The organism is Arthrobacter sp. KN11-1C (genome assembly GCF_052180225.1).
Lineage (GTDB): Bacteria > Actinomycetota > Actinomycetes > Actinomycetales > Micrococcaceae > Arthrobacter.
This window is the reverse complement of sequence record NZ_CP197467.1, coordinates 1,885,166-1,911,707: the sequence shown is the minus strand read 5'-3', so window position 1 is coordinate 1,911,707 and position 26,542 is coordinate 1,885,166. Positions and strand designations below refer to the sequence as shown.

The 26,542-nt window shown below is 64.7% G+C and carries 26 protein-coding genes and 3 pseudogenes; 17 read left to right on the top strand and 12 right to left on the bottom strand.

Annotated elements, in window-relative coordinates; genetic code table 11:
• The first annotated feature begins 36 nt into the window (after window positions 1–36).
• The 3 genes from trxB to ACSBOX_RS08955 all read left to right on the top strand — a co-directional run bounded on the left by trxB (window position 37) and on the right by ACSBOX_RS08955 (window position 3,701).
• Complete coding sequence (gene trxB, locus ACSBOX_RS08965) at window positions 37–1,014, top strand: thioredoxin-disulfide reductase (RefSeq protein WP_442545681.1); 978 nt, start codon at window positions 37–39, stop codon at window positions 1,012–1,014.
• A 184-nt stretch (window positions 1,015–1,198) separates the two neighbouring features.
• The gene (locus ACSBOX_RS08960; RefSeq protein ID WP_442545680.1) at window positions 1,199–2,449 is read left to right on the top strand and encodes an Nramp family divalent metal transporter; all 1,251 of its coding nucleotides are present in this window, start codon (window positions 1,199–1,201) and stop codon (window positions 2,447–2,449) included.
• A 4-nt stretch (window positions 2,450–2,453) separates the two neighbouring features.
• On the top strand, window positions 2,454–3,701 hold the full coding sequence (locus ACSBOX_RS08955) for an APC family permease (RefSeq protein ID WP_442545679.1): 1,248 nt from the start codon (window positions 2,454–2,456) through the stop codon (window positions 3,699–3,701).
• Here ACSBOX_RS08955 and ACSBOX_RS08950 read toward each other — a convergent pair.
• Entirely contained in the window at window positions 3,691–4,908 is a 1,218-nt protein-coding gene (locus ACSBOX_RS08950; protein ID WP_442545678.1) for an MFS transporter, read from the bottom strand. The two genes, ACSBOX_RS08955 and ACSBOX_RS08950, sit on opposite strands and share 11 nt — an antisense overlap.
• Window positions 4,909–5,092: 184 nt before the next feature.
• On the opposite strand from ACSBOX_RS08950, the gene ACSBOX_RS08945 reads away from it, so the two are divergent.
• The 4 genes from ACSBOX_RS08945 to ACSBOX_RS08930 all read left to right on the top strand — a co-directional run bounded on the left by ACSBOX_RS08945 (window position 5,093) and on the right by ACSBOX_RS08930 (window position 7,642).
• Window positions 5,093–5,482, top strand: a complete 390-nt coding sequence (locus ACSBOX_RS08945) for a hypothetical protein (protein WP_415987394.1) — start codon at window positions 5,093–5,095, stop codon at window positions 5,480–5,482.
• 125 nt (window positions 5,483–5,607) lie between these two features.
• Window positions 5,608–5,865, top strand: a complete 258-nt coding sequence (locus ACSBOX_RS08940; RefSeq protein ID WP_059389319.1) for a mycoredoxin — start codon at window positions 5,608–5,610, stop codon at window positions 5,863–5,865.
• A 35-nt stretch (window positions 5,866–5,900) separates the two neighbouring features.
• Window positions 5,901–6,986 carry an S-(hydroxymethyl)mycothiol dehydrogenase gene (locus ACSBOX_RS08935; RefSeq protein WP_442545677.1) on the top strand — a complete coding sequence of 362 codons (1,086 nt, stop codon included), beginning with the start codon at window positions 5,901–5,903 and terminating at the stop codon, window positions 6,984–6,986.
• Window positions 6,983–7,642 carry an MBL fold metallo-hydrolase gene (locus ACSBOX_RS08930; protein ID WP_442545676.1) on the top strand — a complete coding sequence of 220 codons (660 nt, stop codon included), beginning with the start codon at window positions 6,983–6,985 and terminating at the stop codon, window positions 7,640–7,642. Before ACSBOX_RS08935 ends, ACSBOX_RS08930 begins: the two co-directional genes overlap by 4 nt.
• On the opposite strand, the gene ACSBOX_RS08925 is transcribed toward ACSBOX_RS08930, so the two are convergent.
• The 5 genes from ACSBOX_RS08925 to ACSBOX_RS08905 all read right to left on the bottom strand — a co-directional run bounded on the left by ACSBOX_RS08925 (window position 7,639) and on the right by ACSBOX_RS08905 (window position 12,334).
• Window positions 7,639–9,942, bottom strand: a complete 2,304-nt coding sequence (locus ACSBOX_RS08925; protein WP_442545675.1) for an FdhF/YdeP family oxidoreductase — start codon at window positions 9,940–9,942, stop codon at window positions 7,639–7,641. The two genes, ACSBOX_RS08930 and ACSBOX_RS08925, sit on opposite strands and share 4 nt — an antisense overlap.
• A gap of 29 nt (window positions 9,943–9,971) precedes the next feature.
• Window positions 9,972–10,748, bottom strand: a complete 777-nt coding sequence (locus tag ACSBOX_RS08920) for a lipoate--protein ligase family protein (RefSeq protein ID WP_442545674.1) — start codon at window positions 10,746–10,748, stop codon at window positions 9,972–9,974.
• Window positions 10,748–11,551 carry a thioesterase family protein gene (locus tag ACSBOX_RS08915; protein ID WP_442545673.1) on the bottom strand — a complete coding sequence of 268 codons (804 nt, stop codon included), beginning with the start codon at window positions 11,549–11,551 and terminating at the stop codon, window positions 10,748–10,750. The genes ACSBOX_RS08920 and ACSBOX_RS08915 overlap by 1 nt, the downstream gene beginning before the upstream one ends.
• A 32-nt stretch (window positions 11,552–11,583) precedes the next feature.
• On the bottom strand, window positions 11,584–12,072 hold the full coding sequence (locus ACSBOX_RS08910) for a DedA family protein (protein WP_442545672.1): 489 nt from the start codon (window positions 12,070–12,072) through the stop codon (window positions 11,584–11,586).
• Window positions 12,073–12,139: 67 nt separating this feature from the next.
• Window positions 12,140–12,334, bottom strand: a complete 195-nt coding sequence (locus tag ACSBOX_RS08905; RefSeq protein ID WP_059389323.1) for a DUF1918 domain-containing protein — start codon at window positions 12,332–12,334, stop codon at window positions 12,140–12,142.
• Window positions 12,335–12,554: 220 nt separating this feature from the next.
• Between ACSBOX_RS08905 and ACSBOX_RS08900 the strand changes: the two are divergent.
• Together ACSBOX_RS08900 and ACSBOX_RS08895 are read left to right on the top strand one after the other, a co-directional pair.
• Window positions 12,555–13,016, top strand: a pseudogene (locus ACSBOX_RS08900) (polysaccharide deacetylase family protein); the annotation flags it as partial.
• Between the two features lie 414 nt (window positions 13,017–13,430).
• Window positions 13,431–14,027, top strand: a pseudogene (locus tag ACSBOX_RS08895) (S-layer homology domain-containing protein); the annotation flags it as partial.
• Here the strand turns inward: ACSBOX_RS08895 and ACSBOX_RS08890 are convergent.
• Both ACSBOX_RS08890 and ACSBOX_RS08885 read right to left on the bottom strand, forming a co-directional pair.
• The gene (locus tag ACSBOX_RS08890) at window positions 14,024–14,695 is read right to left on the bottom strand and encodes a DNA alkylation repair protein (RefSeq protein ID WP_442545671.1); all 672 of its coding nucleotides are present in this window, start codon (window positions 14,693–14,695) and stop codon (window positions 14,024–14,026) included. The pseudogene ACSBOX_RS08895 and the gene ACSBOX_RS08890 overlap by 4 nt on opposite strands.
• A 31-nt stretch (window positions 14,696–14,726) precedes the next feature.
• Window positions 14,727–15,701 (bottom strand): dienelactone hydrolase family protein, encoded by a 975-nt coding sequence (locus ACSBOX_RS08885; RefSeq protein WP_442545670.1) that lies wholly within the window; start codon window positions 15,699–15,701, stop codon window positions 14,727–14,729.
• Window positions 15,702–15,804: 103 nt separating this feature from the next.
• Here ACSBOX_RS08885 and ACSBOX_RS08880 point away from each other — a divergent pair, with 103 nt between their 5' ends.
• The 6 genes and pseudogenes from ACSBOX_RS08880 (at window position 15,805) to ACSBOX_RS08855 (ending at window position 21,116) form a co-directional block, all read left to right on the top strand.
• The gene (locus tag ACSBOX_RS08880) at window positions 15,805–16,695 is read left to right on the top strand and encodes a ribonuclease Z (RefSeq protein ID WP_442545669.1); all 891 of its coding nucleotides are present in this window, start codon (window positions 15,805–15,807) and stop codon (window positions 16,693–16,695) included.
• 354 nt (window positions 16,696–17,049) lie between these two features.
• A complete protein-coding gene (locus tag ACSBOX_RS08875; RefSeq protein ID WP_442545668.1) occupies window positions 17,050–17,394 on the top strand; it encodes a hypothetical protein in 345 nt (114 codons plus the stop codon).
• Between the two features lie 136 nt (window positions 17,395–17,530).
• Window positions 17,531–17,869 (top strand): annotated as a pseudogene (locus tag ACSBOX_RS08870) (DUF1016 N-terminal domain-containing protein); the annotation flags it as partial.
• Window positions 17,870–17,952: 83 nt separating this feature from the next.
• Window positions 17,953–18,615: a PDDEXK nuclease domain-containing protein gene (locus ACSBOX_RS08865; protein WP_442545667.1), complete on the top strand. Its 663-nt coding sequence runs from the start codon at window positions 17,953–17,955 to the stop codon at window positions 18,613–18,615.
• Window positions 18,616–18,644: 29 nt separating this feature from the next.
• Window positions 18,645–20,324 (top strand): DUF222 domain-containing protein, encoded by a 1,680-nt coding sequence (locus ACSBOX_RS08860; RefSeq protein WP_442545666.1) that lies wholly within the window; start codon window positions 18,645–18,647, stop codon window positions 20,322–20,324.
• Window positions 20,325–20,444: 120 nt separating this feature from the next.
• Window positions 20,445–21,116, top strand: a complete 672-nt coding sequence (locus ACSBOX_RS08855; protein ID WP_442545665.1) for a DNA alkylation repair protein — start codon at window positions 20,445–20,447, stop codon at window positions 21,114–21,116.
• A 31-nt stretch (window positions 21,117–21,147) separates the two neighbouring features.
• Here ACSBOX_RS08855 and ACSBOX_RS08850 read toward each other — a convergent pair whose 3' ends face one another.
• On the bottom strand, window positions 21,148–22,215 hold the full coding sequence (locus ACSBOX_RS08850; protein WP_442545664.1) for a hypothetical protein: 1,068 nt from the start codon (window positions 22,213–22,215) through the stop codon (window positions 21,148–21,150).
• Window positions 22,216–22,510: 295 nt separating this feature from the next.
• Between ACSBOX_RS08850 and ACSBOX_RS08845 the strand changes: the two genes are divergently transcribed.
• Window positions 22,511–22,999 carry a hypothetical protein gene (locus ACSBOX_RS08845; RefSeq protein WP_442545663.1) on the top strand — a complete coding sequence of 163 codons (489 nt, stop codon included), beginning with the start codon at window positions 22,511–22,513 and terminating at the stop codon, window positions 22,997–22,999.
• A 157-nt stretch (window positions 23,000–23,156) separates the two neighbouring features.
• On the opposite strand, the gene ACSBOX_RS08840 is transcribed toward ACSBOX_RS08845, so the two are convergent.
• Together ACSBOX_RS08840 and ACSBOX_RS08835 are read right to left on the bottom strand one after the other, a co-directional pair.
• Entirely contained in the window at window positions 23,157–23,711 is a 555-nt protein-coding gene (locus ACSBOX_RS08840) for a hypothetical protein (RefSeq protein ID WP_442545662.1), read from the bottom strand.
• Between the two features lie 34 nt (window positions 23,712–23,745).
• Window positions 23,746–24,516 carry a hypothetical protein gene (locus ACSBOX_RS08835; protein WP_442545661.1) on the bottom strand — a complete coding sequence of 257 codons (771 nt, stop codon included), beginning with the start codon at window positions 24,514–24,516 and terminating at the stop codon, window positions 23,746–23,748.
• Window positions 24,517–24,583: 67 nt separating this feature from the next.
• Here ACSBOX_RS08835 and ACSBOX_RS08830 point away from each other — a divergent pair, with 67 nt between their 5' ends.
• Window positions 24,584–25,393 (top strand): nuclease-related domain-containing protein, encoded by an 810-nt coding sequence (locus ACSBOX_RS08830; protein WP_442545660.1) that lies wholly within the window; start codon window positions 24,584–24,586, stop codon window positions 25,391–25,393.
• Window positions 25,394–25,505: 112 nt separating this feature from the next.
• Here ACSBOX_RS08830 and nrdF read toward each other — a convergent pair whose 3' ends face one another.
• Complete coding sequence (nrdF, locus tag ACSBOX_RS08825; RefSeq protein WP_059389329.1) at window positions 25,506–26,480, bottom strand: class 1b ribonucleoside-diphosphate reductase subunit beta; 975 nt, start codon at window positions 26,478–26,480, stop codon at window positions 25,506–25,508.
• Between the last annotated feature and the right edge of the window lie 62 nt (window positions 26,481–26,542).

Sequence of the window (26,542 nt, the reverse complement as noted above, 5' to 3'; positions counted from 1 at the left end):
CTTGATTGAAGGCCTCGACCTTGTTGCACTAGTCCCATGAGCAAAGAACAGTTGATCATCATCGGATCCGGCCCTGCCGGTTACACCGCGGCCATCTATGCAGCAAGGGCGGGCCTGAGCCCCCTCGTCCTTGCAGGCTCCGTCACCGCCGGCGGCGCGTTGATGAACACCACGGAAGTGGAGAACTTCCCCGGCTTCCCCGCCGGCATCCAGGGTCCCGAACTCATGGACGGCCTGCAGGAGCAAGCCGAGCGCTTCGGCGCCAAAATAACGTTCGACGACGCCACTGAAGTCTCGCTGATGGGGCACCTCAAGCGCGTGGTCACCGGCTCGGGCGACACCCACGAGGCACCCGCCGTCATCCTTGCGACCGGCTCGGCCTACAAGGAACTCGGTTTGCCCGAAGAGAAGAGGCTGAGCGGACACGGCGTTTCCTGGTGCGCCACTTGCGATGGCTTCTTCTTCCGCGAGCAGGAAATCATCGTGGTGGGTGGCGGCGATTCCGCGATGGAAGAAGCGATGTTCCTGACCCGGTTCGCGAAGACCGTGACCGTCGTCGTCCGCAGGGAGGAACTCCGGGCCTCGCGGATCATGGCCCAGCGGGCCAAGGACAATCCGAAAATCCGCTTCGCATGGAACTCGGCCATCACCGCCATCCACGGCGACGCCAAGGTCACCGGGGTAACCCTGGCAGACACGCGTTCCGGCGAATCGCGCGAGCATGCGGCTACGGGCATCTTCGTGGCCATTGGACATGTCCCCCGGACGGACCTTGTCGAGGGACAGGTGGAACTCGACGCCGAGGGCTACATCAAGGTCGACGCCCCCACCACCGTGACCAACCTCTCCGGAGTCTTCGCTTGCGGCGACGCCGTGGATCACCGCTACCGCCAAGCCATTACGGCCGCGGGAACGGGTTGCGCCGCGGCTTTGGATGCCGAACGATACCTCGCCGCGCTCGACGACGCGGACAGCATCGCCACGGCACTCGTGGAAGAACCCACCCACGCCTGAACCCACCCAACTGTCCCCACCCAACTAACTCGCATTAGGTGTCGTTTTGAGGGCTCAAAGCGACACCTAGTGCCAGTCAGTTGGGCAAAGCGCACGCGTATCAAGCCGCACCTAAAAACCACTTTTCGGCATGCCTAACTTAACGGTATCCTCAAGTGTCCGTATCCGCGATGTTGAGGAAACCATGGCTGCCACGATTGCCGAGAGACCGGCGGGCAAGACCCGGTGGCGCTCCCGGCTGCTCTTCTTGGGGCCGGCTTTCGTCGCTGCGATCGCCTACGTGGATCCGGGAAACGTCGCGGCAAACCTCACTGCCGGGGCGAATTACGGCTACCTTCTCGTGTGGGTCCTGGTAGCAGCGAACATCATGGCAGTCCTGGTGCAGTACCAGTCGGCGAAACTCGGCTTGGCCACCGGCCAGAGCCTTCCGGAACTGCTGGGCAAACGCTTGGGAACCCGCCGCCGCAGGCTGTTCTGGGTCCAGGCGGAGGTGGTTGCCGGGGCTACGGACATGGCCGAAGTCATCGGCGGCGCGGTCGCCCTCAACCTTCTCTTCGGACTGCCGCTGCTCCCGGGCGGAATCATCATCGGCCTGGCATCCATGGTGCTCTTGGGGCTCCAGTCGTCCCGGGGCCAGAAGTCCTTTGAGTACGCGATCATGATCCTCCTGGCTGTCATCGCCGTCGGATTCGTTTCGGGGCTCTTCGTCAATCCACCCGAAACCGGTGGAGTGCTCGCTGGTTTGGTGCCGCGCTTCGAGGGAACGGATACGGTCCTCCTCGCCGCGAGCATGCTTGGTGCCACCGTCATGCCGCATGCCATCTACCTGCATTCGGCCCTGGCCCGCGACCGGCACGGTTTCTCGGAGGATCCCGCCGTGCGGACCCGGCTCATCAAGGCCACCCGCGTGGACGTCGCGGGCGCCCTGATGCTGGCCGGCGTCGTGAACATCGCCATGCTCCTTTTGGCCGCGTCCAGCCTGCGGGGAGTCGACGGAACCGACACCATCGCCGGAGCCCACGCCGCCGTCACCTCGGCCCTGGGACCAATCATCGGCGTCGCTTTCGGGGTCGGTTTGCTGGCCTCGGGCCTGGCCTCGACGTCCGTCGGATGCTACGCCGGCGCAACAGTCATGGGCGGCCTCCTCAAGATCCGCGTTCCCTTGCTGGTCCGCCGGGTAGTCACACTGGTTCCGGCGCTGGCCATTCTCGGCGCGGGCATAGAACCCACCCTGGCTCTCGTGCTGAGCCAGGTCCTGCTGAGCTTCGGGATTCCTTTCGCCTTGATTCCGCTGATCCGGCTTACCGGCAAGCGGGAAGTCATGGGCATCCATACGGACTCCACCGCATTGAAGATTGCCGGGTGGACCAGCGCCGCACTCATCGTCGGCCTCAATTGCGTCCTCATCGTTCTGACAGTCGCCGGGAAGTCCTAGGCCCGTGAGCAACCCCCAGGCGCTGGCCCGCCGGCTGGGCACCTTTGACGCGGTCGTCATCGGATTGGGCTCCATGATCGGCGCCGGGGTGTTCGCGGCGTTCACTCCTGCGGCGGCCGCCGCAGGGTCAGGACTGCTGATCGGACTGGTCATCGCAGCAACGGTGGCATTCTGCAACGCCACGTCCTCCGCCCAACTCGCCGCCGCATATCCGACGTCGGGTGGAACATACATATACGGGCGCGAACGGCTGGGGCCGTGGTCCGGATACCTGGCCGGGTGGGGATTCGTCATCGGCAAGACCGCCAGCGCGGCGGCCATGGCCATGACATTCGCCGCCTATGCCGCCCCTCCGGGCTGGGAACGACCCGTGGCGATCGCCGCCGTCGTCGTCCTCGCCGCCGTGAACTATCACGGGGTGACCCGCACCGCAGGCCTGACACGCATCCTGGTTCTCGCGGTGCTGGCGGCCCTCGCCATCGGGGTGGCAGCCAGCTGGACCGGTTCTGCGCCGTCGTCGGCCAACATCCCCGGGGATGGCCTCCTTGCACACGGTTGGTACGGGATCCTCCAATCCGCCGGTTTGCTTTTCTTCGCCTTCGCCGGCTACGCGAGGATCGCGACCATGGGAGAGGAAGTCCGGGACCCGCGCCGCGCGATCCCGCGTGCCATCGGGATCGCGTTGGGCGTCGCCGTCGTCGTCTACGCGATCATCGCCGTGACGCTTCTCGCCGCCCTCGGCCCGGACGGCGTTGCAGGCACTCCGACGCCACTCGCTGCCGCGGTCGGAGCCGGGAACTTCGCCTGGGCGGTCCCGGTGGTCCGCGTCGGAGCCGCCGTCGCGTCCCTCGGCGCCTTGCTCGCCCTCATCGCGGGCCTGGGCCGGACCACGCTGGCGATGGCCAGGCACCACGACCTGCCGCACTGGCTCGCCGCCGTCCACCCCCGGTACCGCGTCCCGCACCGCGCCGAGGCCGCCCTCGCCGCCGTGATCTGCGTGATCGTCGCCGTCGCCGACTTGCGCGGTGCGATCGGCTTCTCCTCGTTCGGCGTGCTGATCTACTACCTGGTCGCCAATATTGCGGCGTTCACGCAGCCGGACGAAGACCGCAGATACCCCAAAGCCCTCCAGGTGTTCGGGGCCTTGGCCTGTGTCGTCCTCGTGGCCGCGCTTCCGCCCCTATCGGCGGGCGTGGGCGTCCTCATGTTCGCGGCAGGCATCATCCTGCGCGTTGTCAGGCTCAATCGCTAGCGTCAAGAGCGGGCGCAGGGGCAGCAGGCCGTTCCTTTGACGACGTCGGCCGCGGCCGCCCGGCCAGCACAATGACTATCAGCGCCAGGACGGTGAGTGCCGCGCACGCCGCGAAGATGCCTTGGTAGCCGAGCGCCGTCGTCGAACCCAAAGCGATGATGGGGCCAGAAACGATAGCGCCGACGCGCCTCGTGTTCGTGTACACGCCGGAGGCCAGGCCGGGCCGGGGAATCAGCCGCTGGAACAGGGTCAGCCCTACGCCGGCCACGATCCCGAAGAACCAGGCATTCAGCACCTGGAGCGCAATCAGGGTGGCGGGATTGGCGACGAAGGCCATGCCCGTGTAGTAGGCGAGTCCTGCGACACATCCGGAGGCGATGAGCGCCCGGCTGGAGTAGCGGCGTGCCAGCCGCCCGATCAGGAAGAGCGCAGGGATCTCGAGCGCGGCGGACACGCCGAGCGCGATGCCCGCCCAGATGACGTCGACGCCGAGCCCTTGCGTCACGAACAGGCTCATGATGGACACGGCGGCGCTGTTGGTGGCCTGCAAGGCGACGAAGGCGAAGACGACGGCGGCGACCCCGGATTTCGAGAACGGCTGCCCGTCCTCTTCGGCATGGGCCTTGGGACGATCCTCGGCGGAGGCAGCGCGCCGTCGGGAAATCATGGCGGCGGTCGTGGCGACATTGAGCACAGCCACCGCACTGAGGGCGAGCAGGATGGCCCGGTTGCCCAGCGCGCCCATGATGAACGTCGCGAGCGGCGGCCCGGCCACCCAGGCGAAGGAGACAATCGCGCGCGTGTTCATCACGTCCGATGTTCCGGCACCCGAGTGCCTGAGGTGGGCGAAGAGCAGCGAGCTGCCCACCCCCGCCGGACCGCCAAGCACAATCAAGCCCACGACGGCGATCGGCAGCGACGTGCTCACTGCCAGGAGCGCGGACAACGCCAGGGTCAGGACGCCGCAGGCAAGCATGGGCCGAAGGTAGTCGTTCGCACGATCTGCATAGGCAGGCACCAGAAGGGAGGCGATGAAGCCGCTGGCGTTGTAGACGGCGAGGACCCATCCCACCTCCGCAGGGGTGGCGTTGAACAGGGCTACCAGGAGGAGTGCCAGGGCAGGGTTGAGGAACGCGAACTGGAACCCCCACAGCAGCGCTGCAGACGGGACGAGTAATCGCTTCATGCCTTCATTCCGGTTATCCACGCCCTCAACCCTAGAAGCCTTCCCGGCCATGAGGGAGGGCCTGCCGGTACCTGTATCGGCACCTCTTCCGGCTGGTCAGGGCGGATTCCGCCGGTGGGCGCGATCAGATCCGGCCGACGGCCAAGCTCTGACAAAAGCAGAACGAGGGGTGGACGGCGGAGGTCGCACAGAGCAGGATTGAGCCATGAGCATCCATGAGGCACTTCTGAAGCAGGCCAGCATTACCGCCACGGAAGCCACGCTCGTGGCGAAGTTCGAGATCGAGGGCAACATCCCGGGTTCCGGCGCCTTTGTCGTAGGCCTGGTCGCGGCGACTCCGGACTATTCCTCTCAACGAAGACTAGGCATCGAGTTCATGAATGGGGAGGCTATTGCCTTCTTCTCGTTTAACCACGACCTCAGCGCCGAGGAGAACTACGACCTCAAGGGTGTTGAGCACTCGGGGAACACCATTACGGGCCATTTCCCCCTCTCGGCGATCAACGGCCTTGGCAAGGGGCATGTGATGACGGCCTTCAGTGAAGCCGACGGCCGCGAGTTCCAGTCCGGAGTCGTCGTCGAAGAGCAGCTGTAGGCCGCCCGTCCACAGCCATGCCCGATTCGCCCTCGCGTGTCATGTGACACATGCGCACGAAGGAATAGCTCCTGCCGGGTTACCGTTGACGCGAGTAGTTCGTCACAACAACGGCAGGAGAATCCGTGGACTTCACCCCCGAATCCGGCACCATCACCATGTTCTCGACGACTTGGTGCGGTTATTGCAACCGTCTCAAGAAGCAGCTGGACGCCAAGGGCATCGGCTACAACGAGATCAACATCGAAGAGGTTGAGGGCACGGCCGAACTCGTGGAGAAGCTGAACGGCGGCAACCAGACCGTCCCCACGGTCCTTTTCCCGGACGGCACCGCGGCCACCAACCCGTCCGCGGCCGAGGTCGAAGCGCGCCTCGCAGCCTAAACCCCGCAACCGACTGAACCCACCGGGAGTCATTCATGGTCCATGCAGTCAAGGGGGCAGTAGTCCGCTCGAAGGGCGCACCTGTCACCCTGGAAACGATCCTCGTCCCCGATCCAGGTCCGGGCGAAGCCCTGGTGGACATCCTCACCAGCGGCGTGTGCCACACCGACCTGCACTACAAGCTCGGGGGCATCAGCGACGATTTCCCCTTCCTTCTCGGCCATGAAGCAACCGGCGTGGTGAGCGCCGTCGGCCCGGACGTCACGGACATCGCCCCCGGAGACCGCGTGATCCTGAACTGGCGGGCCGTCTGCGGCAACTGCCGGGCCTGCAACCGCGGGCTGGCCCAGTACTGCTTCAACACGCACAACGCCACGCAGAAGATGACGCTCGAGGACGGCACAGTCCTCTCCCCGGCGCTGGGCATCGGCGCCTTCGCCGAGAAGACGCTCGTCGCCGCCGGGCAATGCACCAAGGTTGATCCCGACGCCGATGCTGCCGCCGTCGGCCTGCTCGGCTGCGGCGTGATGGCCGGGCTGGGCGCCGCCATCAACACCGGCGGGGTGAAGCGCGGCGATTCGGTAGCCGTCATCGGTTGCGGCGGGGTCGGCGTGGCCGCCATCGCGGGCGCTGCCTTGGCAGGTGCCACCACCATCATCGCCGTCGACATCGACGCCAGGAAGCTGGAACGCGCGCGCGGACTCGGCGCCACCCATGTGGTGGACTCCTCCCACGGCGATCCCGTGGAACGAATCCGCGAACTCACCGGCGGCTTCGGCGCGGACGTGGTGATCGACGCCGTCGGGCGCCCCGAGACCTACAAGCAAGCGTTCTACGCGCGCGACCTCGCCGGCACCGTGGTGCTGGTGGGCGTTCCGACGCCGGAAATGACGCTCGAACTCCCGTTGCTGGACGTTTTCGGCCGGGGCGGCTCGCTGAAGTCCTCCTGGTATGGCGACTGCCTGCCATCCCGCGATTTCCCCATGCTCGTCAGCCTCTACCTGCAGGGCAAGCTCGATCTCGATGCCTTCGTCACGGAACGGATCGGCATCGCCGACATCGAGGAAGCCTTCGACAAGATGCATTCCGGTTCCGTGCTTCGATCGGTGGTCGAACTGTGACGGATGAATCGCTGACCGGCGAAACCAAGACCGTCCGGGTTGACCGCGTCATCACCTCGGGCACCTTCTCACTCGACGGCGGCACCTGGGACGTGGACAACAACGTCTGGATTGTCGGAGACGGTTCCGAGTGCATCGTGATCGATCCCGCGCACCAGCCGGACGCCATCGCCGAGGCAGTCGGGGACCGGACCGTCAAAGCCATCCTCCTGACGCATGGCCACGACGACCACATCCGGTCCGCAGGAGCTTTCCGGGACATCGTGCGTGCGCCGATCCACTTGCACCGTGACGACTGGATGCTCTGGCACGCCGTCTATCCCGCGACAGATCCCGACGCCGGCATTGCCGAGGGCGGGACCTTCGAGGTCGCCGGCACCAGGCTCACTGCCCTCCACACGCCCGGCCACTCCCCCGGTTCCGTGTCCTTCCATCTGGAGAGCGAAGGAACACTGTTCAGCGGCGACACGCTGTTCCAGGGCGGACCGGGCGCCACCGGGCGGTCCTACAGCGATTTCCCCACGATTATCGACTCCATCCGCTCCAGGATCCTGACGCTGCCGGCGAACACCCTCGTCCTGACGGGCCACGGCAGCCCCACCACTGTTGGAGCCGAGGCGCCCCGACTGGAGGAATGGATCGCCAGGGGGCACTAGCCTGCGGGTGGCGCAGCCGGCTCCAGTCGCACCACGACCGACTTGGACGCGGGAGTGTTGCTGCCTTCGGCGGTCGAATCCAGCGCTACCAGGACGTTCGCTTCCGGGTAGTAGGCAGTCACGCAACCGCGCGCTGTCGGGTACGCGATGAGCCGCAACTGCCGCAGGACCCTGTCCACGCCGTCGTCGGCTTCGCTGTGCACGTCCACATAGCCGCCATCGGCAAGGCCCAGGTCAGCCAGGTCGTCACGATGCGCGAAGAGCACCATGCGGCCCTTCTTCACGCCCCGGTAACGGTCGTTCATGCTGTAGGTGGTGGTGTTGAACTGATCGTGGGAGCGCACTGTCTGGAGGAGCAAGCGCCCTTCTGGGACGTGGATGGTCTCAAGGCCGTTGACCGTGAACATGGCTTTCCCGGTGGCCGTGGGAAACTTCCGCTCGTCCCGCGGGCCGTGGGGCAGGACAAAACCGTCACGGCTCCGGGCTTTCCGGTTGAAGTCTTCGAAGCCCGGCACCACATGGGAAATGTGTTCGCGCACGGTGTCGTAGTTCGCCTCGAAGCCCCGCCAATCAACCGGGACCTTTTCACCGAGTACCGTGCCGGCCATGCGGCACACGATCGCCACTTCGGACAGGACCTTCTCGGAGATCGGCTCCAGCCTTCCCGCCGAGCTGTGAACTGCGCAGACCGTGTCTTCCACCGTGACGAACTGCTCGCCGCTGGCCTGGCGGTCTATTTCCGTGCGGCCCATGGTCGGCAGGATCATCGCTTGTTCCCCCACCACGGCGTGGGAGCGGTTGAGCTTCGTGGAAATCTGGACGGACAACCGTGTCTTGCGGACTGCTGCCTCGGCCGCTGTGGTGTCGGACATGGCATGCACGAGGTTCCCACCGAGCGCGACGAGCACCTTGATCCGGCCGTCCCGCATGCCGCGGATGCTGTCCACGGAATCGACGCCCGGGTGCCGCGGCGGGTCAAAGCCGAATTCCTGTTGCAGGGCGTTCAGGAACGGTTCCGGCATCTTCTCCCAAATGCCCATGGTGCGGTCCCCCTGGACGTTGCTGTGTCCACGGATCGGCGACGGACCTGCGCCGGGTTTGCCGATGTTCCCGCGGAGAAGGAGCAGGTTGACGATCTCCTTGATGGTCGCCACGGCCTTCTTGTGCTGGGTCAGGCCCATGGCCCACGTGATGATGACCTTCTCGGCACGCAGGTAGCGGGAGGCAAGCTCGTCGATTTCCTCCATCCTCAGGCCCGTCGCGGCGAGGACGTCCTGCTCGTCCAGATTGTCGATATGGGCTCGGAACTCTTCGAGGCCTTGGCAGTGCTTCTCGATGAACGCGTGATCCAGCACCGCCCCGGGCGCCGCTTCCTCCGCGTCCAGGACCCGCTTGGACACGGCTTGGAGCAACGCCATGTCTCCTGCGAGGCGGATCTGCAGGAACTGGTCTGCCAAGTCCGTTCCTTTGCCTACCAGTCCACGGGGCCGTTGCGGGTTCTTGAAGTTGATGAGTCCGGCTTCGGGAAGCGGGTTCACCGCCACGATGCTGGCACCGGCGAGCTTTGCCTCTTCCAAGGCGGTGAGCATCCGGGGATGGCAGGTCCCCGGGTTCTGGCCCATGATGATGATCAAATCCGCCTTGGCAAAGTCCGTGTACGTAACGGCAGACTTGCCCACGCCGAGCGTCTCTCCGAGGGCCAGCCCGGTGGACTCGTGGCACATATTCGAGCAATCCGGCAGGTTGTTCGTCCCGAAGGCTCGGACGAACAGCTGGTAGACGAAGGCGGCTTCGTTGCTCGTCCGTCCGCTCGTGTAGAAGGTGGCCTCGTCGGGCGATTCCAGGGCATCCAGTTCCCGGGCAATAATCCGGAACGCATTGTCCCAACTGATGGGGCGGTAGTGGCTCGCCCCGGCGGGTTTGTAGACAGGTTCCACGAGCCTGCCCTGCTGTCCCAGCCAGTACTCGGAGCGCTCGGCGAGGGAGTCGACGTCGTTCTCGTCCCAGAAGGTGGACGGAACCTTGAGCGGATCGGCCTCCCACCCGACGGCCTTCGCGCCGTTTTCACAGAACTCGGCCACCTTCCGCTCGGGAGGATCCGGCCACGCGCAGCTCATGCAGTCGAAGCCATCCTTCTGGTTCATGGCCAGCAAGGACTTCCAGGCGCGGGACGGCCCCATGTCGCTCAACGCACGGGGCAAGGAGTCCACCAGGCTGGGCAATCCCGCGGCGGACCGCTTCGGCGGACCGACGGTGAGGTCCGCATCGGAATCATGGACGACGGACGGCTTCTTGTCCATTGCTCAAGCGTAGTCCCGGCCGTAGTGCTCTACAACGGCGTGCTGGTGCTCGTCACAGGGAGCAGGCCCTGGAAATCGCCGTCGACGAGTTCGGCGTATTCCGAGTAAGCCGCGACGACGGCGTCTTCCACCGTGGGTACGTCCAGCTGGGGCAAGAGGTCATTGGCGGCGCCTGCTGTGGCGGGGTCCCATTCGAGGCCAAGGGCTTCATAGCTGGCCGTGAGGACTTCGCGGATGGGCGCCGAGTTCTCGACCACGATCACCGAGCTGAACAGCCATCCCCCGGAGACCACCCTCTGGGCGGTCCCGACCAGCTTGATCTGGTGGGTCGGAAAATCCGGGTCCAGGCCGTGCACACTGAACTCACCCGGGCAGTATTCGCCAGGGATCTCCCCGACGGCGGCCTGCACGCCGACGCGGCGGAGCGCACCCGCCAAGAGCTCGCCAAAGAACGAGAAACGGGCCTTCGCCCCGGCAATCGCGTCGGCGTGCGGCTCCACATGGTCGATCACCAGCGTGCCCCGGTGGTAGGCCGCTGCCCGGCCACCCGCCTTGCGGATCAAGGGTTCGAAACCCAGGTCCCGGCAGGCCTCGGACGCGGCTTGGAATCCCGGCAGCTTGGCGTCGCGTTGCCCGAACGCCACGGTAGGGCGGGGCCGGTACAACCTCAGGGTTGGTCCCAACTGCCCCCTGCGGGCACGGTTGAGAAGCTCGATTCCGAAGTCAAGGTCATCAGCGACGCCGAGTGATTCTTCCTGGCGCACCACGGTCAGCGTGCGCTGCGGCCGGGCGGGGTCCTCCACCATCAGCTCTTCCTCAGCGTCAGGATCTGCTCGGCACGGCCGAAGGGGCCGCTGATGTCGTGAAGCACCGTGGATGTCAGGCCGATGCCGTCGTTGCCAAAGGAGACCATGTTGTCCAGTCCCAGCCATTCCCCGGCGGGTTCACGGTACATGTGGATCTGCAGGTCAAGGTTGGGGAAGACATAGCTGTTCTTGCCGGGCGAAACGCGGGCGGCGATGCCGTTTGCGGTGTCCACGAGTCCCACGAGCCTCGCGAGATCGCGGCTGTCCGCAGCATCGGTAAGCGGATGCTCCGTGCGGATCCAGACTTTGCCCGAGCCGGCCCGGTGCCCTTCCGCTATCCGCATCTCCAAGGACCGGATGTAGCCACCCGGCCACACGCTCGCACCGTCCCACGGCTTGCATTCGTCCGGGGCCGGCATGGCGACGTCCTCTATCGCGGCCACTGCACTCGTGTCACTGGTGGCCATGCGCCAGGCGGTGGCCCGGATGGCCACGCGTCCAACCGCCGAGAGCTCCGCCTGGATCAGTTCAATCGTCCTGCCGGGGCGGAGCGTCGTCGTGGTGATCTCGAATTCGCCACCCGGGATCAACCCCAGGATTTCGTAGCTGAGGCGGGCCATCCGGACGTCGTCGCGCGGCTCGTGGCGGAGCAGGGCATCGGCCATGATGCCCGATGCCGGCGCCATGTGCTGCTCGTGCGGATTCCACGCGCCCTGGGCGTGGATAGTCGAGCGGAACCGCCCGTTCCCGAGCGATTCGTAGTAGAAACCGCCTTCCGCAAGGTCCGGAAGCTCAATACTCAACGCCTGCCCTTTCGCCGGTCCGGTAATGGAACTCAGACCACTGTATCTTCTGGCGCCGCAGCCGTCCGACGTCGGCGCCACTTGAACAGGCCGGCTGCAAGTCCGGCGAGGGAGGGAACCAGGAGAACAGCTGCCAGCGGGGAGGCCGCCATGACAGCGAGCCAAGCATCGATCGCCGCGAGTCCAATGGTCGCGTAGACGAAAGCCCAGATGCCGGAGCCTACGATCGCCGCAGGGAGATACCGGCTGAGTGGCATTCTCGCAGCCCCCGCAGCAAAGTTGACGGCGGTTTGGAGTCCGACAGTCAGGAAGGTCAGCACGACGGCGTAAGGACCAAAGCGCTGTATCAGGGCCTGCGCTCTGCTTGCTTTGGGGCGATGCAAGGCGCGTGAGAAACGCGTGCGTTCCATTCCCGCCGCTGCGCCACGGCCGATCCAGTATGTCGCGTTGACCCGGACCATCACTACAGCGAAAAGCGCCGCAAGCGCCACCTCAAAGGGCAGGTCGAGGATCTGGTCCACGCGCGCCCTCCCGGTCTCCTTAGCAGCTAAGTCTTACCTTAGCTGAACGCGGCGGCCGATCCTCTCCCTACGAGCTGCCACCTGTGCGATCGATCGTGAAATCACCACCTGGATAAAGGATGGTCTCGTGACCGTCGTCGAAACGCACGAAATACGGCGGCGCACCATTTGCTCCTCGGACTTCGATGATCTCGCCATGCCGGTCGGATGCCCCGACCGTTCTGCCATGAATGATGATCCGATCTCCCTGGGCTGCTTCCACAGGAACCACCTCCCAGCATTCAGATTACGAGTGTTGGGCCGTCGTGGGAACAGGCTTAAGGCGGTCGGCCGACGGCGCCGCGCCCGCCCGGCCGCACGCCCCAGAACCTTGGAGCAAGCTGTGAATTCGGGTTTTGATTGTTTTCGTGTTCAACCCGCGCGATCGAAGGCGTACCCTACATTCATACGCCTCCTGGGGGCCCTCGTCTCGTGGAGGAGCCATGCGCAGCTTGGATCAGCGTTTCAGGAAGCACGGCCCGCGAGCGGCCGGAATTCGCCGGACAGACACCGCCAAAAAGTACAAGCGGATCGTGGCCGTCCTGGGCGCCCTGCTGCTCACGGCAGGAGCCCTCACCGGAGTCGCCCTTCCCGCCCGGGCGGCAGCCCAGACCATCGTGAGTTTGACGTTCGACGACGGCAACGGCAACCAGCTTGCCGCCGAGCAGGTGTTGAAAGCCCACGGCCTGGTGGGAACCTTCTTCATCACCACCAGCTGGATCGGCACCCCGGGGTACCTCACGCAGACCGACCTGCACACCATCGCGGGCGACGGTAACGAGATCGGGGGCCACACGGTTACCCACCCGGATCTCACCACGCTCACCTCGGCAGCCGCCAGCGCCGAGATCTGCAACGGCAAGTCGACGCTGGAAAGCTGGGGATTCCAGGTGAACAACTTCGCCTATCCTTTTGCTGCCGAGAACGCGTCCGTTCAATCTGATGTGAAGAACTGTGGATTTGCCAGCGGCCGCGGGCTCGGCGACATCCGTTCACCCGCAAGCTGCCCAAGCTGCCCGTTCGCTGAGACCCTTCCTCCGGCAAACCCCCTGGTCACGAAGGCCCCGGACGAAGTGGACAGCACCTGGACCCTGCAGAATCTGGAGGACCTGGTCACTAACGCCGAAAGCACCGGAGGGTGGCTGGAGTTGACGTTCCACCACATCGCAGTGGGCACTGATCCCACCCTGACCATCAGCCCAACGCTCTTTGACACGTTCGTCACCTGGCTGGCCGCGCGGACTGCCAACGGGACCACATCGGTCCGGACCGTCGCCCAGGCCTTGGGGCAGTCGACCACCCCGCCACCGCCACCGCCGCCACCGGCGTCGAGCCCCTTCACTGATGTCCCCAGCAACTACACGTACATCACCGAAATCACGTGGCTCGCAACCCAAGGCATTTCGACCGGCTGGGTCGAAGCAAACGGGACCAAGACGTACCACCCGCTGGAACCCGTGAACCGTGACGCGATGGCGGCCTTCATGTACCGGCTCGCGGGCAGCCCGGCCTTCTCGCCCCCGGCTGTTTCGCCGTTCGCCGATATGACGACGCAAACCCCGTTCTACAAGGAAATCACGTGGCTCTCGACGCAGGGCATCTCCACCGGCTGGGACGAAGGAAACGGCATCAGGACGTACCGCCCGCTGCAGCCCGTGAACCGGGATGCCATGGCGGCCTTCATGTACCGGCTCGCTGGCAGCCCGGCCTACGCGGCCCCGGCAGCCTCACCGTTCACTGACGTGACACCGCAGACTCCGTTCTACAAGGAAATCAACTGGCTCTCGACCACGGGCATCTCCACCGGGTGGACTGAGTCGAACGGCACCAGGACGTATCGGCCGGTCACCGCCGTCGCCCGGGATGCCATGGCCGCCTTCATGTACCGCTACAACACCAGTTTCCCGAGGAGTTAAGCGGATTTTCCCCCGGAGCTCACCGCGGTAAACCGCAGATCGGGCCGGCGCTTGGCAATCCCGTCCAGGACGGTGGAGACTGCGTCCCGGACCACCGCGGCGTCACCGCCCGAGTCGCGAACGGCGTCGAGCGCTACGGCGGCGTGCCGTACGAACGCGTCCCAATCACCTCCGCCGGCACGGAGTGCCCTCCATGGCGACATCAGGGCGGCGCGGCGAAGCCATTCGTCTGGTTCCTGCGCCCACCGGTCCAGCACACCGTCGGCGCGCGACCTGGCCTGCCCTTCCAACCCGGCGATCAACGGCCCGATCACGTCGACCGCCAGCGGATCGACCAATTCGCGGAGCCGTCCTAGGCGGACAAAACCCTCAAGCCTGGTCAGATCGGTATTGATCAGCAGCTGGACGTTTGACTGCAACAGGACGATTGCCGCGAGCCTTCGTTCGAAGACGGGAACCTCCCACAATTCCGAGCTCAGGGCAGTGACTTCGTCGTGCCCGAGTCCCGGGTACTTGCGGAGGGCGTCGCGGACTGTTCCACGGACGGCACCCACGGATGAGCCGTAATAATGGTGGCCCCCGCCGAGCCGGCTCTGCATGTCTTCTGCGCGGATCCAGGAGCTTTCACGGCGTAAAGCCTCATCGATGAACTCGCCGGCGTCACTCATGCGAATCATTCTTCCGCAATAGCGCGTGCGTTCAGACGTACTCGCCAAACCAAGCGAGCATGTCCCGCCACGCGGCGGTCGCTTGCGCTTCGTTGTACCGCTCGCTGGTGTCGTTGTGGAATGCATGGTCGACGCCGGGATAGACGGTGAGCTTGTGGCGGACGTCGGTGGCAGCCAAGGCGTCCCGAAGGGCAGGCATCGCGCCGGTAATGCGCTGGTCGAGTTCGGCATAGACGCCAAAGACAGCAGGTTTGATGGATGGGACTTTATCGAGATCGGGGGCTGGCCCGTAGAAAGCAGCGGTGGCTTTCAAGCTCGGTATTTCCGTCGCACATTGCCAGGTGATGCCTCCGCCAAAACAATAGCCGTTCATCGCGATCCGCTCTCCGTCAACGTCATCCAGCGACCGGAGGTAGTCGAAACCTGCCGAGAAGTCGGAGACGTGGCGTTCAGCTCCGGCCCGGGTAAGGGCTCCGGGTACGGCGTCGGGATCCAGGCTCGATGTGCCGCCTTCCCTGCTGAGGAGGTCCGGTGCCAAGGCAACGTATCCGGCTTGCGCGAAACGCCGCGCGACGTCCTGGATATGTAGTGTCAGTCCGCGGTTCTCGTGGCAAACCAGCACCGCCGGCGCTGCGCCGGCTGCGTCGGGCCGCGCAAGGTAGGCGCTGATTTCGCTTCCGCCGGCGGGGAACCGGACCATGGCCGCCTCCAGTCCGGGCGCGCCCTCGGGAAGGGAAAGAGGGCTCTTCGCTCCCGGTACATCCCCGGCCATCGCCGTCGTCATCGGCCGGACGGACGATGCGTCCGGTCCTGGCATGGGATCGCCGCTTCGCGGGACCTCCTCCGGAGTGCATCCGAGCTGCAGCATCGTCGTGGACGCGGCAGCCATGCTACCGGTGATGAATGCGAGCCGACGGATGAACGCCCGCTGCGACATGTCTCCCGAGCGGTAATCGTCGAAGAATTCCTCGACCAGGTACTTTTCAAATTTCCCGAGCTGGATCATGGAAGGCCTCCTGGGTCTGCCGCATATCTTCCTCCCAAGGCTGGCGACCGGCAAGGGCAGCAAACGATGGGGAACGCAGCCCGGGAGTGGGAGACTCAGTTCCATGCGCGAATTCGTGGTCCTCGGCACCGCTTCCCAGGTCCCCACCAGGACCCGCAACCACAACGGATATGTGCTCCACTGGGACGGCGAGGGCCTGCTGTTCGACCCTGGAGAAGGCACCCAGCGCCAAATGATCCAGGCGGGTGTCTCGGCCAGCCAGATCACCCGTATCTGCATCACCCATGTCCACGGCGACCACTGCCTGGGGCTTCCAGGGGTGCTGTCCCGCATGGCCCTGGACCGGGTACCGCATCCGGTCCACTTGCACTATCCCGCATCCGGGGAGGACATGATCCGCGCGCTCGTTGCCGTGGCCTCCCCCGGCGTCGACCTTCGCCTGCATCCGCATGGCGGCACAGGAGCCGTCGCCCCGGGACTCGAGGTGCGCCCGCTCTTGCACCGGATCGAAACCTACGGCTTCAGGGTTGCGGAGCCTGACGGCCGCAGTCTTCTTCCGGAGCGGCTGGCGGCGGCCGGGATCGCCGGGCCGGACATCAGCCTCCTCCAGCAGGACGGGAAACTGGGCGGGGTGCGCTTGGAGGATGTGAGCGTGCCGCGGCCCGGGCAGAGCTTCGCTTTCGTGATGGACACGGCGCCATGCGCCGGTGCGGAGGAACTCGCCGAGGACGTCGATCTTCTCGTCGCGGAGTCCACTTTCAGCGACGACGACGGCGAGCTCGCCGCCCAATACCGCCACCTGACGGCGGGCCAATCAGGCGCATTGGCTGCCACCGCCCACGCTGGCATGCTCATCCTCACCCACTTCTCGTCGCGCTATACCGGCGTCGGCCTGCTCGCGGAGCAAGCCCGAGCGCGGTCCGAAGGGATTCCGGTGCTCGCGGCAAACGACTTGGACCGGATTCCTTTTCCGAAACGGCAGCGGTGGCAATAGCTGGTGAGGGTGGTGCTGTTGAGGTCCCGGCTGCGTAAGGCCACCAGGGATTTTGGAGTTCTCCCGCCCTAAAACGAGTACACGCCACTCGTTTCAGATCGTAGGAAAAGACTGTTGAATAGATGTAGGAACAGATTCGGCACTTCGATAGCTACCGGCCCTGACGGGTGCGGAAAAGACGGGGCCGACGGCGGGAGGGCCCCTGGAGCCCGGGGCTCGGGGCTCTCTACCCCAGACGCCGCCGGCCCCCCGGTTTGTGCGGCTCTGAGCTGTTAGACGGCGTCGGCTTTGACCTGGTGGCCGGCCGCCTGTTAGCAGGCCGGAAATGTCGGTGCCCGCACTGAAGATGTCTGCGTGTTGATTTTTCCCATCAAAAGGGCCCAGCCTGCCACTGCCCTCCGGCCCGGCCGGATCGGCTACGACATCTCTTCGGAGCGGCTCCTGCTCCACACGATTCAGCCGAGGGAAGTGCTTGAAGCCCTCCTTTCGACTGGCGTCCATGTTCCGGACAACTCATTGGTGGACGAAGACTACTTCGCCCGGAGGAACCTTGTGTTCGACGATTTCGAGGACCGGCTCAAGACAGCGGGAACATGGGGCACGGGAATTGGGGCATGGCCCGAGGAGCTGCGGACTGAAGTGGAACGGGGTTGGGAGCAAATTCTGGAGCCGTCCAACTACGGCCGCTTCGAGTTGTGACAAGCCACCACCCATGTGCTGCATGCCGAGGACGTCGTGGAGGCCGCGTGGATCGAACACTGACTGGCTCTTGGTCCATGCTCCGGGCTGATGCTCTGGAGAAAGTGTCAGTGCCCGCCGATAGGTTCAACTTGAAATGATTGCCGAGAAAAGGAACCGCCCCGGTATGTCCGCACCAGCTTCTTTTGAATCAACGCCCGCGAAATCCGTCATGCCTGCTTGGTACCCGGAGCTGCTGGCTTCGGTTTCACGTCAGATCCATTCCGGCAGGTCCAGGGCAGTCTCGGCCGCAAACCGGGAAATGCTCCTTTCCTACTGGGCCATCGGTAAGCAACTGGCCGAGCGGGAGTCCACGGAGGGGTGGGGCAGCAAAGTGGTCACCCGGCTCTCGGCAGACATCCGATCGGCCTTCCCTGAGGCGAAAGGCTTCTCACCACGAAACCTCCGGTACATGAAGTCTTTTGCGGAGGCCTGGCCGGACTTCCCAATGTTGCAACAGTCTGTTGCAACATTGCCGTGGGGGCACAACGTCATCCGGAAGGCTGGTCGCGAAGCGTCTTGGCAGTCCAGATCGAAACCCGGCTTCACGAACGCTCCGGCAAGGCGATCACCAACTTCAAGGCGACCATGCCGCCGTCGGACTCTGATCTTGCCCAACAGTCGTTCAAAGACCCCTATGTCTTCGATTTCGTGGCCATGAGTGGCAAGCGGGACGAGCGCGACCTTGAAAACCAGTTGATCCGGCACGTGGAAAAGTTCCTTTTGGAACTTGGCCAAGGCTTCGCGTTCGTGGGCCGGCAGGTGCGGCTCACGATCAGCAGCGACGAGTTCTTCACCGATCTGCTGTTCTACAACTTCAAACTGCGATGCTTCGTGGTCATTGAACTGAAGGCCACCGCCTTCAAACCGGAATACCTTGGCCAAATCAACATGTACATGTCCGCCGTGGACGATCTGCTCGCGCACGCCGACGATCAGCCAACCATTGGGCTCCTGCTGTGCAAGACCAAAAACAATGTGGTGGCCGAATATGCGCTGCGAGGGTTCAACAAGCCCGTTGGCATCGCAGAATGGGAAGCCGAGATCGCGGGGTCGCTGCCCGAAATCGCTTCAACGCTGCCGAGCATTAGCGAGCTGGAGGCTGAGCTTTCACAAGGCATCGGCAGCAAGCCGGTCGAGCAGCGGGAACCGGTAGGGGCATCTCCAAGGGACGGCGCTTAATTGTCGGTGCCTCCTGCGATGCTGGGGGCATGGATGGAAGGACAGCTTGGAGCGCGGAGAGCGGCGCGGCCGTGGAGGCCGTTGCCGCGTCCGTTGCCGTGCTTGCCGCCTTCACGCAGGACGCTGGTCCCTCCGAAAGCACCGATCCGCTCCGGGATCTGGCGGATGGCTGCCTGGACGGCCTGGCCGAAGTGGCCCGGCTGGAAGCCCGGACCGCCGCCCTGAAGGCGAGGCTCGCCGCGGACTACGTCCAGGCAGCCTCGCTCCTTGCACCGCCGGCGTCGTCACCGGCCGAAGCCACCGCCCAGGAACTTGCCCTGATCGCCGAAGTCGCCTGCGTCCTGACCGTCAGCGAACGAACTGCCGGGGCCCTCCTGTCCGATTCCCGGACCCTGACCACGGGACTGCCGCTGACCCTGGCCGCCCTGCAGTCCGGAACCATCTCCTGGCAGCACGCCCGGATCATCGTCGACGAAACAAGCGGCCTTGGCCCAGCCGGGGCAGCCGCCTTGGAAGCGCACTTCCTGGACCCCGACGCGCCCAACCCCGCCCGGGGCTGCCCGGCCGGGGACCTCGTCCCATCCCGGTTCCGAGCCAAGGCACGCACCTGGCGCGAACGCCACCACCCCGTCAGCATCGAAGAACGCCACGCCAAGAGTGCCGACGACCGACGGGTCGAGTACGTCCCGGAACGCGACGGCATGGCCTGGCTCTCGGCCTATCTCCCGGCGGCCACCGCAGCCGGGATATGGGAACGGTGCACCTCCGCGGCCCGCGCCCTTCAAGGTCCCGACGAGACCCGGACCCTCGCCCAGCTCCGCGCCGACATCACCGCCACCTGGCTCCTCACCAACGCCAGCAGCGATGTGCCCGACGGCGGCCTGCCGGGCGGCGGTGTGCCGGGCGGCGGACGCGTGGAACCCGGGCTGGCGGGACGCGTTCCGTCCCCGCGGGCGCAGGTCCTGATCACCGTCCCGGTCCTGTCCCTGCTGGGCGCCACGGAGGAACCGGCCATCCTGGACGGGTACGGACCGATCCCGCCCTCCATGGCCAGGGCCCTGATCGCCGACGGCGCCGACTCCTTCCACCGCGTCCTCACCGACCCCCGCGACGGCGCCCCGCTGGAAATAGGACGCACCAGCTACCGCCTCACCAAAGCCCAGCGCCAATGGCTGCGGCTGCGCGACGGCAAATGCCCCTTCCCCGGCTGCAACAACCACTCCCTGGACAACGACGCAGACCATCTCCTGGCCTGGGCCGACGGAGGCACCACCGGCATCACCAACCTCGGCCAACCGTGCCCCAAACACCACCGCCTCAAACACCGGACCGGATGGACGCCCACCCCGGCCAGCAAAGACAGTCCACCCGGCTGGACCTCACCATCCAAACGGCACTACCCCGCCGAACACCAGGACTGGGAACCACCCCGCTGGCCACACCACATCACGATCACCGACACGGACACGCACACGGGTGCCCCGCCGGGCCACGAGCTGCCGGCACATCTGGAATTGCCCGCACATCCGGAACTACCGCAGGATCCCTTCCCGGACTGGTCCTCCTTCACGGCCGCACACCCATGGCACGACCCCGACGACAGGGACGTCGACGACGATGACTACGTTGACGACGATCCGGGCGATCCAGATTGGGCCGTGCCCCTGGACGACCCCTACCCGGAATGCGTCGCGTACCAAGGCACCTGAGCAACTGGAAGCCCGTGCAGGAGGGACGCAGGCCATAGCTTCCGGAGCGTCCTGTCCGGGGCTGCCTGAACTTGCGTACCTAGTAAGCTCAACCCCACGAGTGACCAACAGGAGGCTGAAATGGTCGAAGTGACTGTGCACGAGGTAGTGGCTGAGCTGGCCGCGCTCGAGGACCCGAAGGCTCGCGCGGTGAACGAAAGACACGGTGACGATCACGGTGTGAACCTCGGCAAACTCCGCGCCCTTGCGAAGCGGTTGAAGACGCAGCAGGAACTCGCGCACCAGCTCTGGGCGACGGATGAAACGGCTGCCAGACTGCTGGCCCTCCTGATCTGCCGTCCGAAGGGGTTCCACCGTGATGAGTTGGACGTCATGTTGCGCCAGGCGCGGACTCCGAAGGTGCACGACTGGCTCGTCAATTATGTGGTGAAGAAGAACCCGCACTGCGAAGAGTTGCGTCTTGCCTGGTTCACGGATCTGGATCCGGTGGTCGCGAGTGCCGGTTGGGCGTTGACGAGCGAACGGGTGGCGAAGAATCCCGAGGGCCTCGATCTCGCAGGATTGCTCGATGTCATCGAGGCGGAGATGGAAGATGCCCCGGACCGCCTGCAATGGGCCATGAACCAGTGCTTGGCCCAGATCGGGATCGAACACGCCGAGCACCGCGCCCGCGCCATCGACATCGGTGAGCGCTTGGGGGTGCTCAGGGACTACCCGACTCCCCCGAACTGCACTTCTCCGTTCGCACCCATCTGGATCAGTGAGATGGTGCGCCGACAGCACGATTCGTAGGAATCGAACAGCCCATTCAACCCTTTATCCCCTACAACGTGGGTTGGCACTTTCCCTGGCCGAGAAGGGAGAGCCCGGTAAGGTCACCGGCCCCGTACGTCACCACTCCCGGCGTCTCGGAGGGGTTCATAATCTGGCTCGGATCATTGACATGGTCCAGGCCCACGACGTGACCGAGCTCGTGCTCGATCACCGCCCTTTCTTGGTCCGTTCCGAGTTCTTCGAACATTCGTTGAAGGGCAGGGCCGTTCAGTTCCACTTGCCCGCTGACGTAGGTGAACCCGGTATTTCCGAGGCTGACCGCTTGACTGCCACCAAGGCCCATCACGGTGTTCCCTTGTGCGGGATTCGTGAATTTCGGTTGTTCGGCGTGGGTTTCCCATGCGATGAGGACAGGGGCCCAGCGGTCCCCGTATCGATCTTTCTGATACGACAGGTGGTCGGCGGACGGCGCCTCCGTGGTTTCGCCGTCGTTGACGAAGGTCAGGCCCGTTGCGTGGGAGATGGCAGCGATGGCTTCCTGGACGAGTCGGGGGCCGCTGGGCGGGGCGTTATCGGGGCGGATGACGAAGTGGATGGCCCGGCATGGATCGTAGGTGACCGGTTTTCCGTCGTCTCGTGTATGCAGGAATGCGTATGACTTGCTGGTCGCGGTCAACGGCGCGGGTTGGCCGAGCGGGCCTGGGTTTTCACCGATGCCAGGCGGTGGAAAATCCTTTGCCTGGAGGGTCGCAGCACCCGCTGGGATGTCAGCCGATGCAGGACCGCCCAATGCCTGGGGTCGGATCATTCCGGGATTCGCGATGCCGGGCAGGCCACCAAGTCCGTGCAGTCCGGGCACGAGAGGCGAAATAAAATAGAACCCTGCCAAGAGGCCGGCCGTGCCGAGCAGGAAGAATATGGTTTTGGCAATCCGTCGTTTGGGTCGCGGGGCCGGAGCAGCCGGTGCTTCACGCCAGGCAGCGGGGGTAGACGCGCGCTCCCCCAGCATTTCTTCAAGCTTCCACAGCGGAATACGCTCCGGCACCTTCCGCGGCTCGGGTGTTGAACCGCCGTCGATCTGCCCGCAGTTGTCGTCGCCGTCCCTCGAATCCCCCATCGTGAGAGTGTATCCCTCGCGTAGGCCGGTATTCCATATTCCGAGGTGCCGCCGGGAGCCCCGCTTGGGAACGGCACAACTGCTCGCGAATCGGTCGCAGAAACGGGGCCCGCCACGCCCGCGAGTCCGAGGGATGCCGCGAGGACCATTCGTGTGATCGTGCGAAATCATGTCCGCTGGCGTTGCCAACGGCGAATTCCTTGACCAGGGACGTTCTGTAGCAGACGATGTTCGCATCGTGCTGCGTTGGCGCTCACCCTGGGCGGCTCCAAGTGGCGGCTAACAGGGGGGAAGCATGGCGAACGTAACGGTCGATCCGGATATCTTTGAAAGTCAGGGCGAGCGGTCTGAAGGGATTTTTGATGGCTGGGAAGGGCCTTCACCGTTCTTCCTGGTCATCTCGGACGAAACAGACAAAGCAGCCGAGGCACTCCATGTAGCCATTGGGCGCTGCATGCGCGTCGACGGCAACGGCAACGAGCTGAGCGCCGCCGAGATGGCAACCACCGGGGAGTACACCGCAAACTACTGCTCCCCTGTCTCCCTCACGGACAGGGGACCAATGGCCTCCTTGGACACAAACGGCGAGCTACCGCGAGCCATGGCCGAGACAATGCTCCGCATCCTCGTGGAGGAAGTCGAGGCACGGGGCATCACCGCCTATCTGACCACACCGCCGCTCGGCTCCGAGTCAACGGCCGGGTGCCCCGAGTGGGAAGAATCCGAGGCGGGACTCGCCTGGCTGGCTTACGAAAGAGCCAACGCAGACCCGGACTGGCCATGAATCCGATGCGGCGGCTACGTCGTCTTCCGGACGGGATAGCTGAGACAGTATCAATCGTTGGAATCCGCTGAAGGATCGACGGGAGAGATTGACGTGGTTCTTGGTTCTCATGGCGGATCCCGTGCCAATCCGGCCCAGGACCAGGGCAGCTCCGGTTTCAGCCCTTGACGATGGACATCGGCAAAAGGCCTCCCGGCGTGGAAGGAGCGATGCTGTCCAGCTGCCATCCGTCCGCGGATCCCCGGAATATAGCGGTCTCCGATACCGAGTAGCCCGTCGGGACGTTGCTTGGCCCGTTCGCCGCCGAGGCCTGGTGTTCTTCCGTGAGTTCCTTGAAATGAACGCTTGCCGTCGACCCGCTCACCTCGACGGATTCCGCAGTGATCTTCGTCGAAAAGTGCGTGTACCAGAAGCCCTTTGACTTGAACCCGGCCTTCGACCGGGCCACCACTGGAAGGTCCCGCTCGCGCTTGGCTCGGTACGCCGCCGTCGTCTGCCCTTCGGCCAGGCGAGGAGCGGGGGGATTGTCGAGGACGGTGGCGTTTCGGTCCTCGACGGCAGTCTGGATGATCGCCGAGAGCTCCGACGACGACGGGCCGGGCACCGCCGTTGTGGAGGATTCGACCGGGAGAGGCCCGGCGGTCGGCTGGCACCCGGAGAGGGCCAACCCGAAGATTACGGCGACGGCGGCCCCAGTGCGCGGATGCTTCATCCGTGGCCCCCCTCACTGTGGATGTCCCCACAGCCTACGCGCGTTTCGCGAATTCAATCCGTATGTATTCGAGCTCATCGCGTGGGAGGACAGCCGTCACCATCCCGCCCCGTTCGAGTGACGCGCCAACCCCGTACACGAGGGGATCCGTGTGGATCTCCACACCCTGCACTTCGACGCCGTCAATCCATACGGTAACGCCGCGGGTGCCCGGAAGACTACTGAGATCCCCGGCGTTACGGTCCCACGCGAGGCCTCCGGGCCATTCGCGCCGATAGCGATTCATGAGAATGTGGTTCATGTGTTCGGTCAGCACCCGGGCAAGGGACGAGCGTTCGGAAGGGTCCCGGTGCCACGTGGTCCGCACTGCCTCCCAGAGCTGCGGGTATCGCATCCGCTGAACCCCTTCAACCAGCCATGCCGGCCGCGGCCATGGCGGAACGTCTTCGATAGACCTTCGCGTTTGCTCGTCGAGCTCGGCCAGATTCATCGGGTCGGATCGGTCAGCGGGATTGCGCCACAGCGTGTAGGTGATGCTCGCCGACATCTCGTTATATCCGCGGGAGTCCTGCCCGTACTGTACGCCAACCATGTCCGGATCTTCCAGCGATGGCTGGGGCACCAGTCCCACGATGGGGATCGGCATCAATTCCAGACGCCTGGCCTGCTCCAGACGCGGGTCTGGTGCGTCTTCGGGGAGCACTCCGTCGAATCTCACGTGCCGATTGTGCGTCGGCCCTGAGTGGTTGGCAATACCGCCGATGCAAGGAATCTGCTTGTCGGCCGCCACGGATGCGCCGTTCATCCCAAGAATGTTCCCCGCCGCGGGTGAGAATTGGCACCATGCCTACGCGTATCCAGTCCCCGTCCGCATGAAGCAGATGCGCCTCCGGTACGCCGGCGCATGCCGGGTGTGCAGTACTCCTCTCCCGTCGGGCACCCAAGCAATACACGAACCCGACACTAAGACCGTCCGTTGCCTGGAGTGTCCTTCGCCCATGTCCCAGGAAACGGAGCCGCTTCCCCAGGATTCGTCGCCCGCCGAGACCGGTGCCGCCGGGTCCTCGGCGCGAAGAGAGTACGAGCGTCGCAAGGCCAAAGATGAGGAGAGGCTCCGAGCGAAATGGGGCCGATTGGGTGGTTTCGCGGTCGCGCTCTCTGACGAACGGCAAAGCACCAAAGCTTGGGAGCGGGGTGCAGTCGGCGAGGAGCGCCTCGGGGCCAGGCTCGATTCCCTTGCCGGGGATGGCCTCGCGGTCGTGCACGACCGCCGTATCCCCGGTTCGAAGGCGAACATCGACCATATCGTCATAACCCGCCAAGGGGTTTGGGTGATCGACGCCAAGCGGTACAAGGGGCGACCCGAGTTGAAGATCGAGGGCGGGATCCTTCGGCCACGTGTCGATAAACTCGTCGTTGCCCGGCGCGACTGCACGAAGCTGCTCGACGGAGTACTCAAACAGCTCAGACTCGTGCGCGACCTCGTCGGGGATGTGCCCGTCACCGGGGCGCTGTGCTTCGTCGAAGCCGACTGGCCCCTGATCCGGGGCGCGTTCGCGACCCGTGGTATTCACATACTCTGGCCGCAACGCCTAGCCAAAATGCTTACCCAAGAGACCAGCGGCAACGTGGACGTCGTCGCAATCCGCGAGTCTGTGGCCTCGCGGTTCAAACCTTCGTGACGTCCCTCTCGGTGATCCGATTTGCACCGCACAAAGAACGCGGGGTCACTTAGCGCCCATTCCGATGCCTTGGATGGGCGCTAAGTGACCCCGCGTTGTGGGCCCAAAAAAACTAGAACTCCCAGTCCTCATCCTCAGTGTTGACAGCCTTGCCAATCACGTAAGACGACCCAGACCCCGAGAAGAAGTCGTGGTTCTCATCGGCATTGGGTGACAGGGCCGATAGGATGGCCGGGTTCACGTCGGTGACCGAAGCCGGGAACATGGCCTCGTAGCCGAGGTTCATGAGGGCCTTGTTGGCGTTGTAGTGCAGGAACTTCTTGACGTCCTCGGCGAGGCCGACGCCGTCGTACAGGTCGTGCGTGTACTGGACTTCGTTCTCGTACAGCTCGAAGAGCAGTTCGAAGGTGTAGTCCTTGATCTCCTGGCGCTTCTCCTCGGAGACCTTTTCGAGGCCCTTCTGGAACTTGTAGCCGATGTAGTAGCCGTGCACGGCTTCGTCGCGGATGATCAAGCGGATGAGGTCTGCCGTGTTCGTGAGCTTGGCACGGGAAGACCAGTACATCGGGAGGTAGAACCCGGAGTAGAACAGGAACGATTCCAGCAGCGTGGAAGCGACCTTGCGCTTCAGGGGATCGTCGCCCTGGTAGTAGTCCATGACGATCTGCGCCTTCTTCTGCAGGTTCTCGTTCTCGAGGGACCAGCGGAAGGCGTCGTCAATCTCCTTGGTGGAGCACAGGGTGGAGAAAATCGACGAGTACGACTTTGCGTGCACCGACTCCATGAAGGCGATGTTCGTGTACACGGCCTCTTCGTGCGGGGTGATCGCATCCGGGATCAAGGACACAGCGCCCACGGTTCCCTGGATGGTGTCCAGCAGGGTCAGGCCCGTGAAGACTCGCATGGTGAGCTGCTGCTCGTCCGGCGTCAGGGTGTGCCAGGACTGGACGTCGTTGGACAGCGGCACCTTCTCCGGCAGCCAGAAGTTGTTGACCAGGCGGTTCCAGACCTCCACGTCCTTGTCATCCTGGATGCGGTTCCAGTTGATCGCTTCGACGTGGCTAAGCAGCTTGACCTTCTCGGTCATTTCGTCCCCTTAACGTATGTGTTCTTTAAGGTAAGCGTACGACGCCGGGCGCTCACCCGGCG

Bases quoted from the DNA above. Each gene is read 5' to 3' on its own strand.
- trxB (WP_442545681.1), top strand. From the start codon at position 37: ATGAGCAAAGAACAGTTGATCATCATCGGATCCGGCCCTGCCGGTTAC.
- ACSBOX_RS08960 (WP_442545680.1), top strand. From the start codon at position 1,199: ATGGCTGCCACGATTGCCGAGAGACCGGCGGGCAAGACCCGGTGGCGC.
- ACSBOX_RS08945 (WP_415987394.1), top strand. From the start codon at position 5,093: ATGAGCATCCATGAGGCACTTCTGAAGCAGGCCAGCATTACCGCCACG.
- ACSBOX_RS08935 (WP_442545677.1), top strand. From the start codon at position 5,901: ATGGTCCATGCAGTCAAGGGGGCAGTAGTCCGCTCGAAGGGCGCACCT.
- ACSBOX_RS08925 (WP_442545675.1), bottom strand. From the start codon at position 9,942: ATGGACAAGAAGCCGTCCGTCGTCCATGATTCCGATGCGGACCTCACC.
- ACSBOX_RS08920 (WP_442545674.1), bottom strand. From the start codon at position 10,748: ATGGTGGAGGACCCCGCCCGGCCGCAGCGCACGCTGACCGTGGTGCGC.
- ACSBOX_RS08890 (WP_442545671.1), bottom strand. From the start codon at position 14,695: ATGAGTGACGCCGGCGAGTTCATCGATGAGGCTTTACGCCGTGAAAGC.
- ACSBOX_RS08885 (WP_442545670.1), bottom strand. From the start codon at position 15,701: ATGATCCAGCTCGGGAAATTTGAAAAGTACCTGGTCGAGGAATTCTTC.
- ACSBOX_RS08880 (WP_442545669.1), top strand. From the start codon at position 15,805: ATGCGCGAATTCGTGGTCCTCGGCACCGCTTCCCAGGTCCCCACCAGG.
- ACSBOX_RS08860 (WP_442545666.1), top strand. From the start codon at position 18,645: ATGGATGGAAGGACAGCTTGGAGCGCGGAGAGCGGCGCGGCCGTGGAG.
- ACSBOX_RS08855 (WP_442545665.1), top strand. From the start codon at position 20,445: ATGGTCGAAGTGACTGTGCACGAGGTAGTGGCTGAGCTGGCCGCGCTC.
- ACSBOX_RS08850 (WP_442545664.1), bottom strand. From the start codon at position 22,215: ATGGGGGATTCGAGGGACGGCGACGACAACTGCGGGCAGATCGACGGC.
- ACSBOX_RS08845 (WP_442545663.1), top strand. From the start codon at position 22,511: ATGGCGAACGTAACGGTCGATCCGGATATCTTTGAAAGTCAGGGCGAG.
- ACSBOX_RS08840 (WP_442545662.1), bottom strand. From the start codon at position 23,711: ATGAAGCATCCGCGCACTGGGGCCGCCGTCGCCGTAATCTTCGGGTTG.
- ACSBOX_RS08835 (WP_442545661.1), bottom strand. From the start codon at position 24,516: ATGAACGGCGCATCCGTGGCGGCCGACAAGCAGATTCCTTGCATCGGC.
- ACSBOX_RS08830 (WP_442545660.1), top strand. From the start codon at position 24,584: ATGAAGCAGATGCGCCTCCGGTACGCCGGCGCATGCCGGGTGTGCAGT.
- nrdF (WP_059389329.1), bottom strand. From the start codon at position 26,480: ATGACCGAGAAGGTCAAGCTGCTTAGCCACGTCGAAGCGATCAACTGG.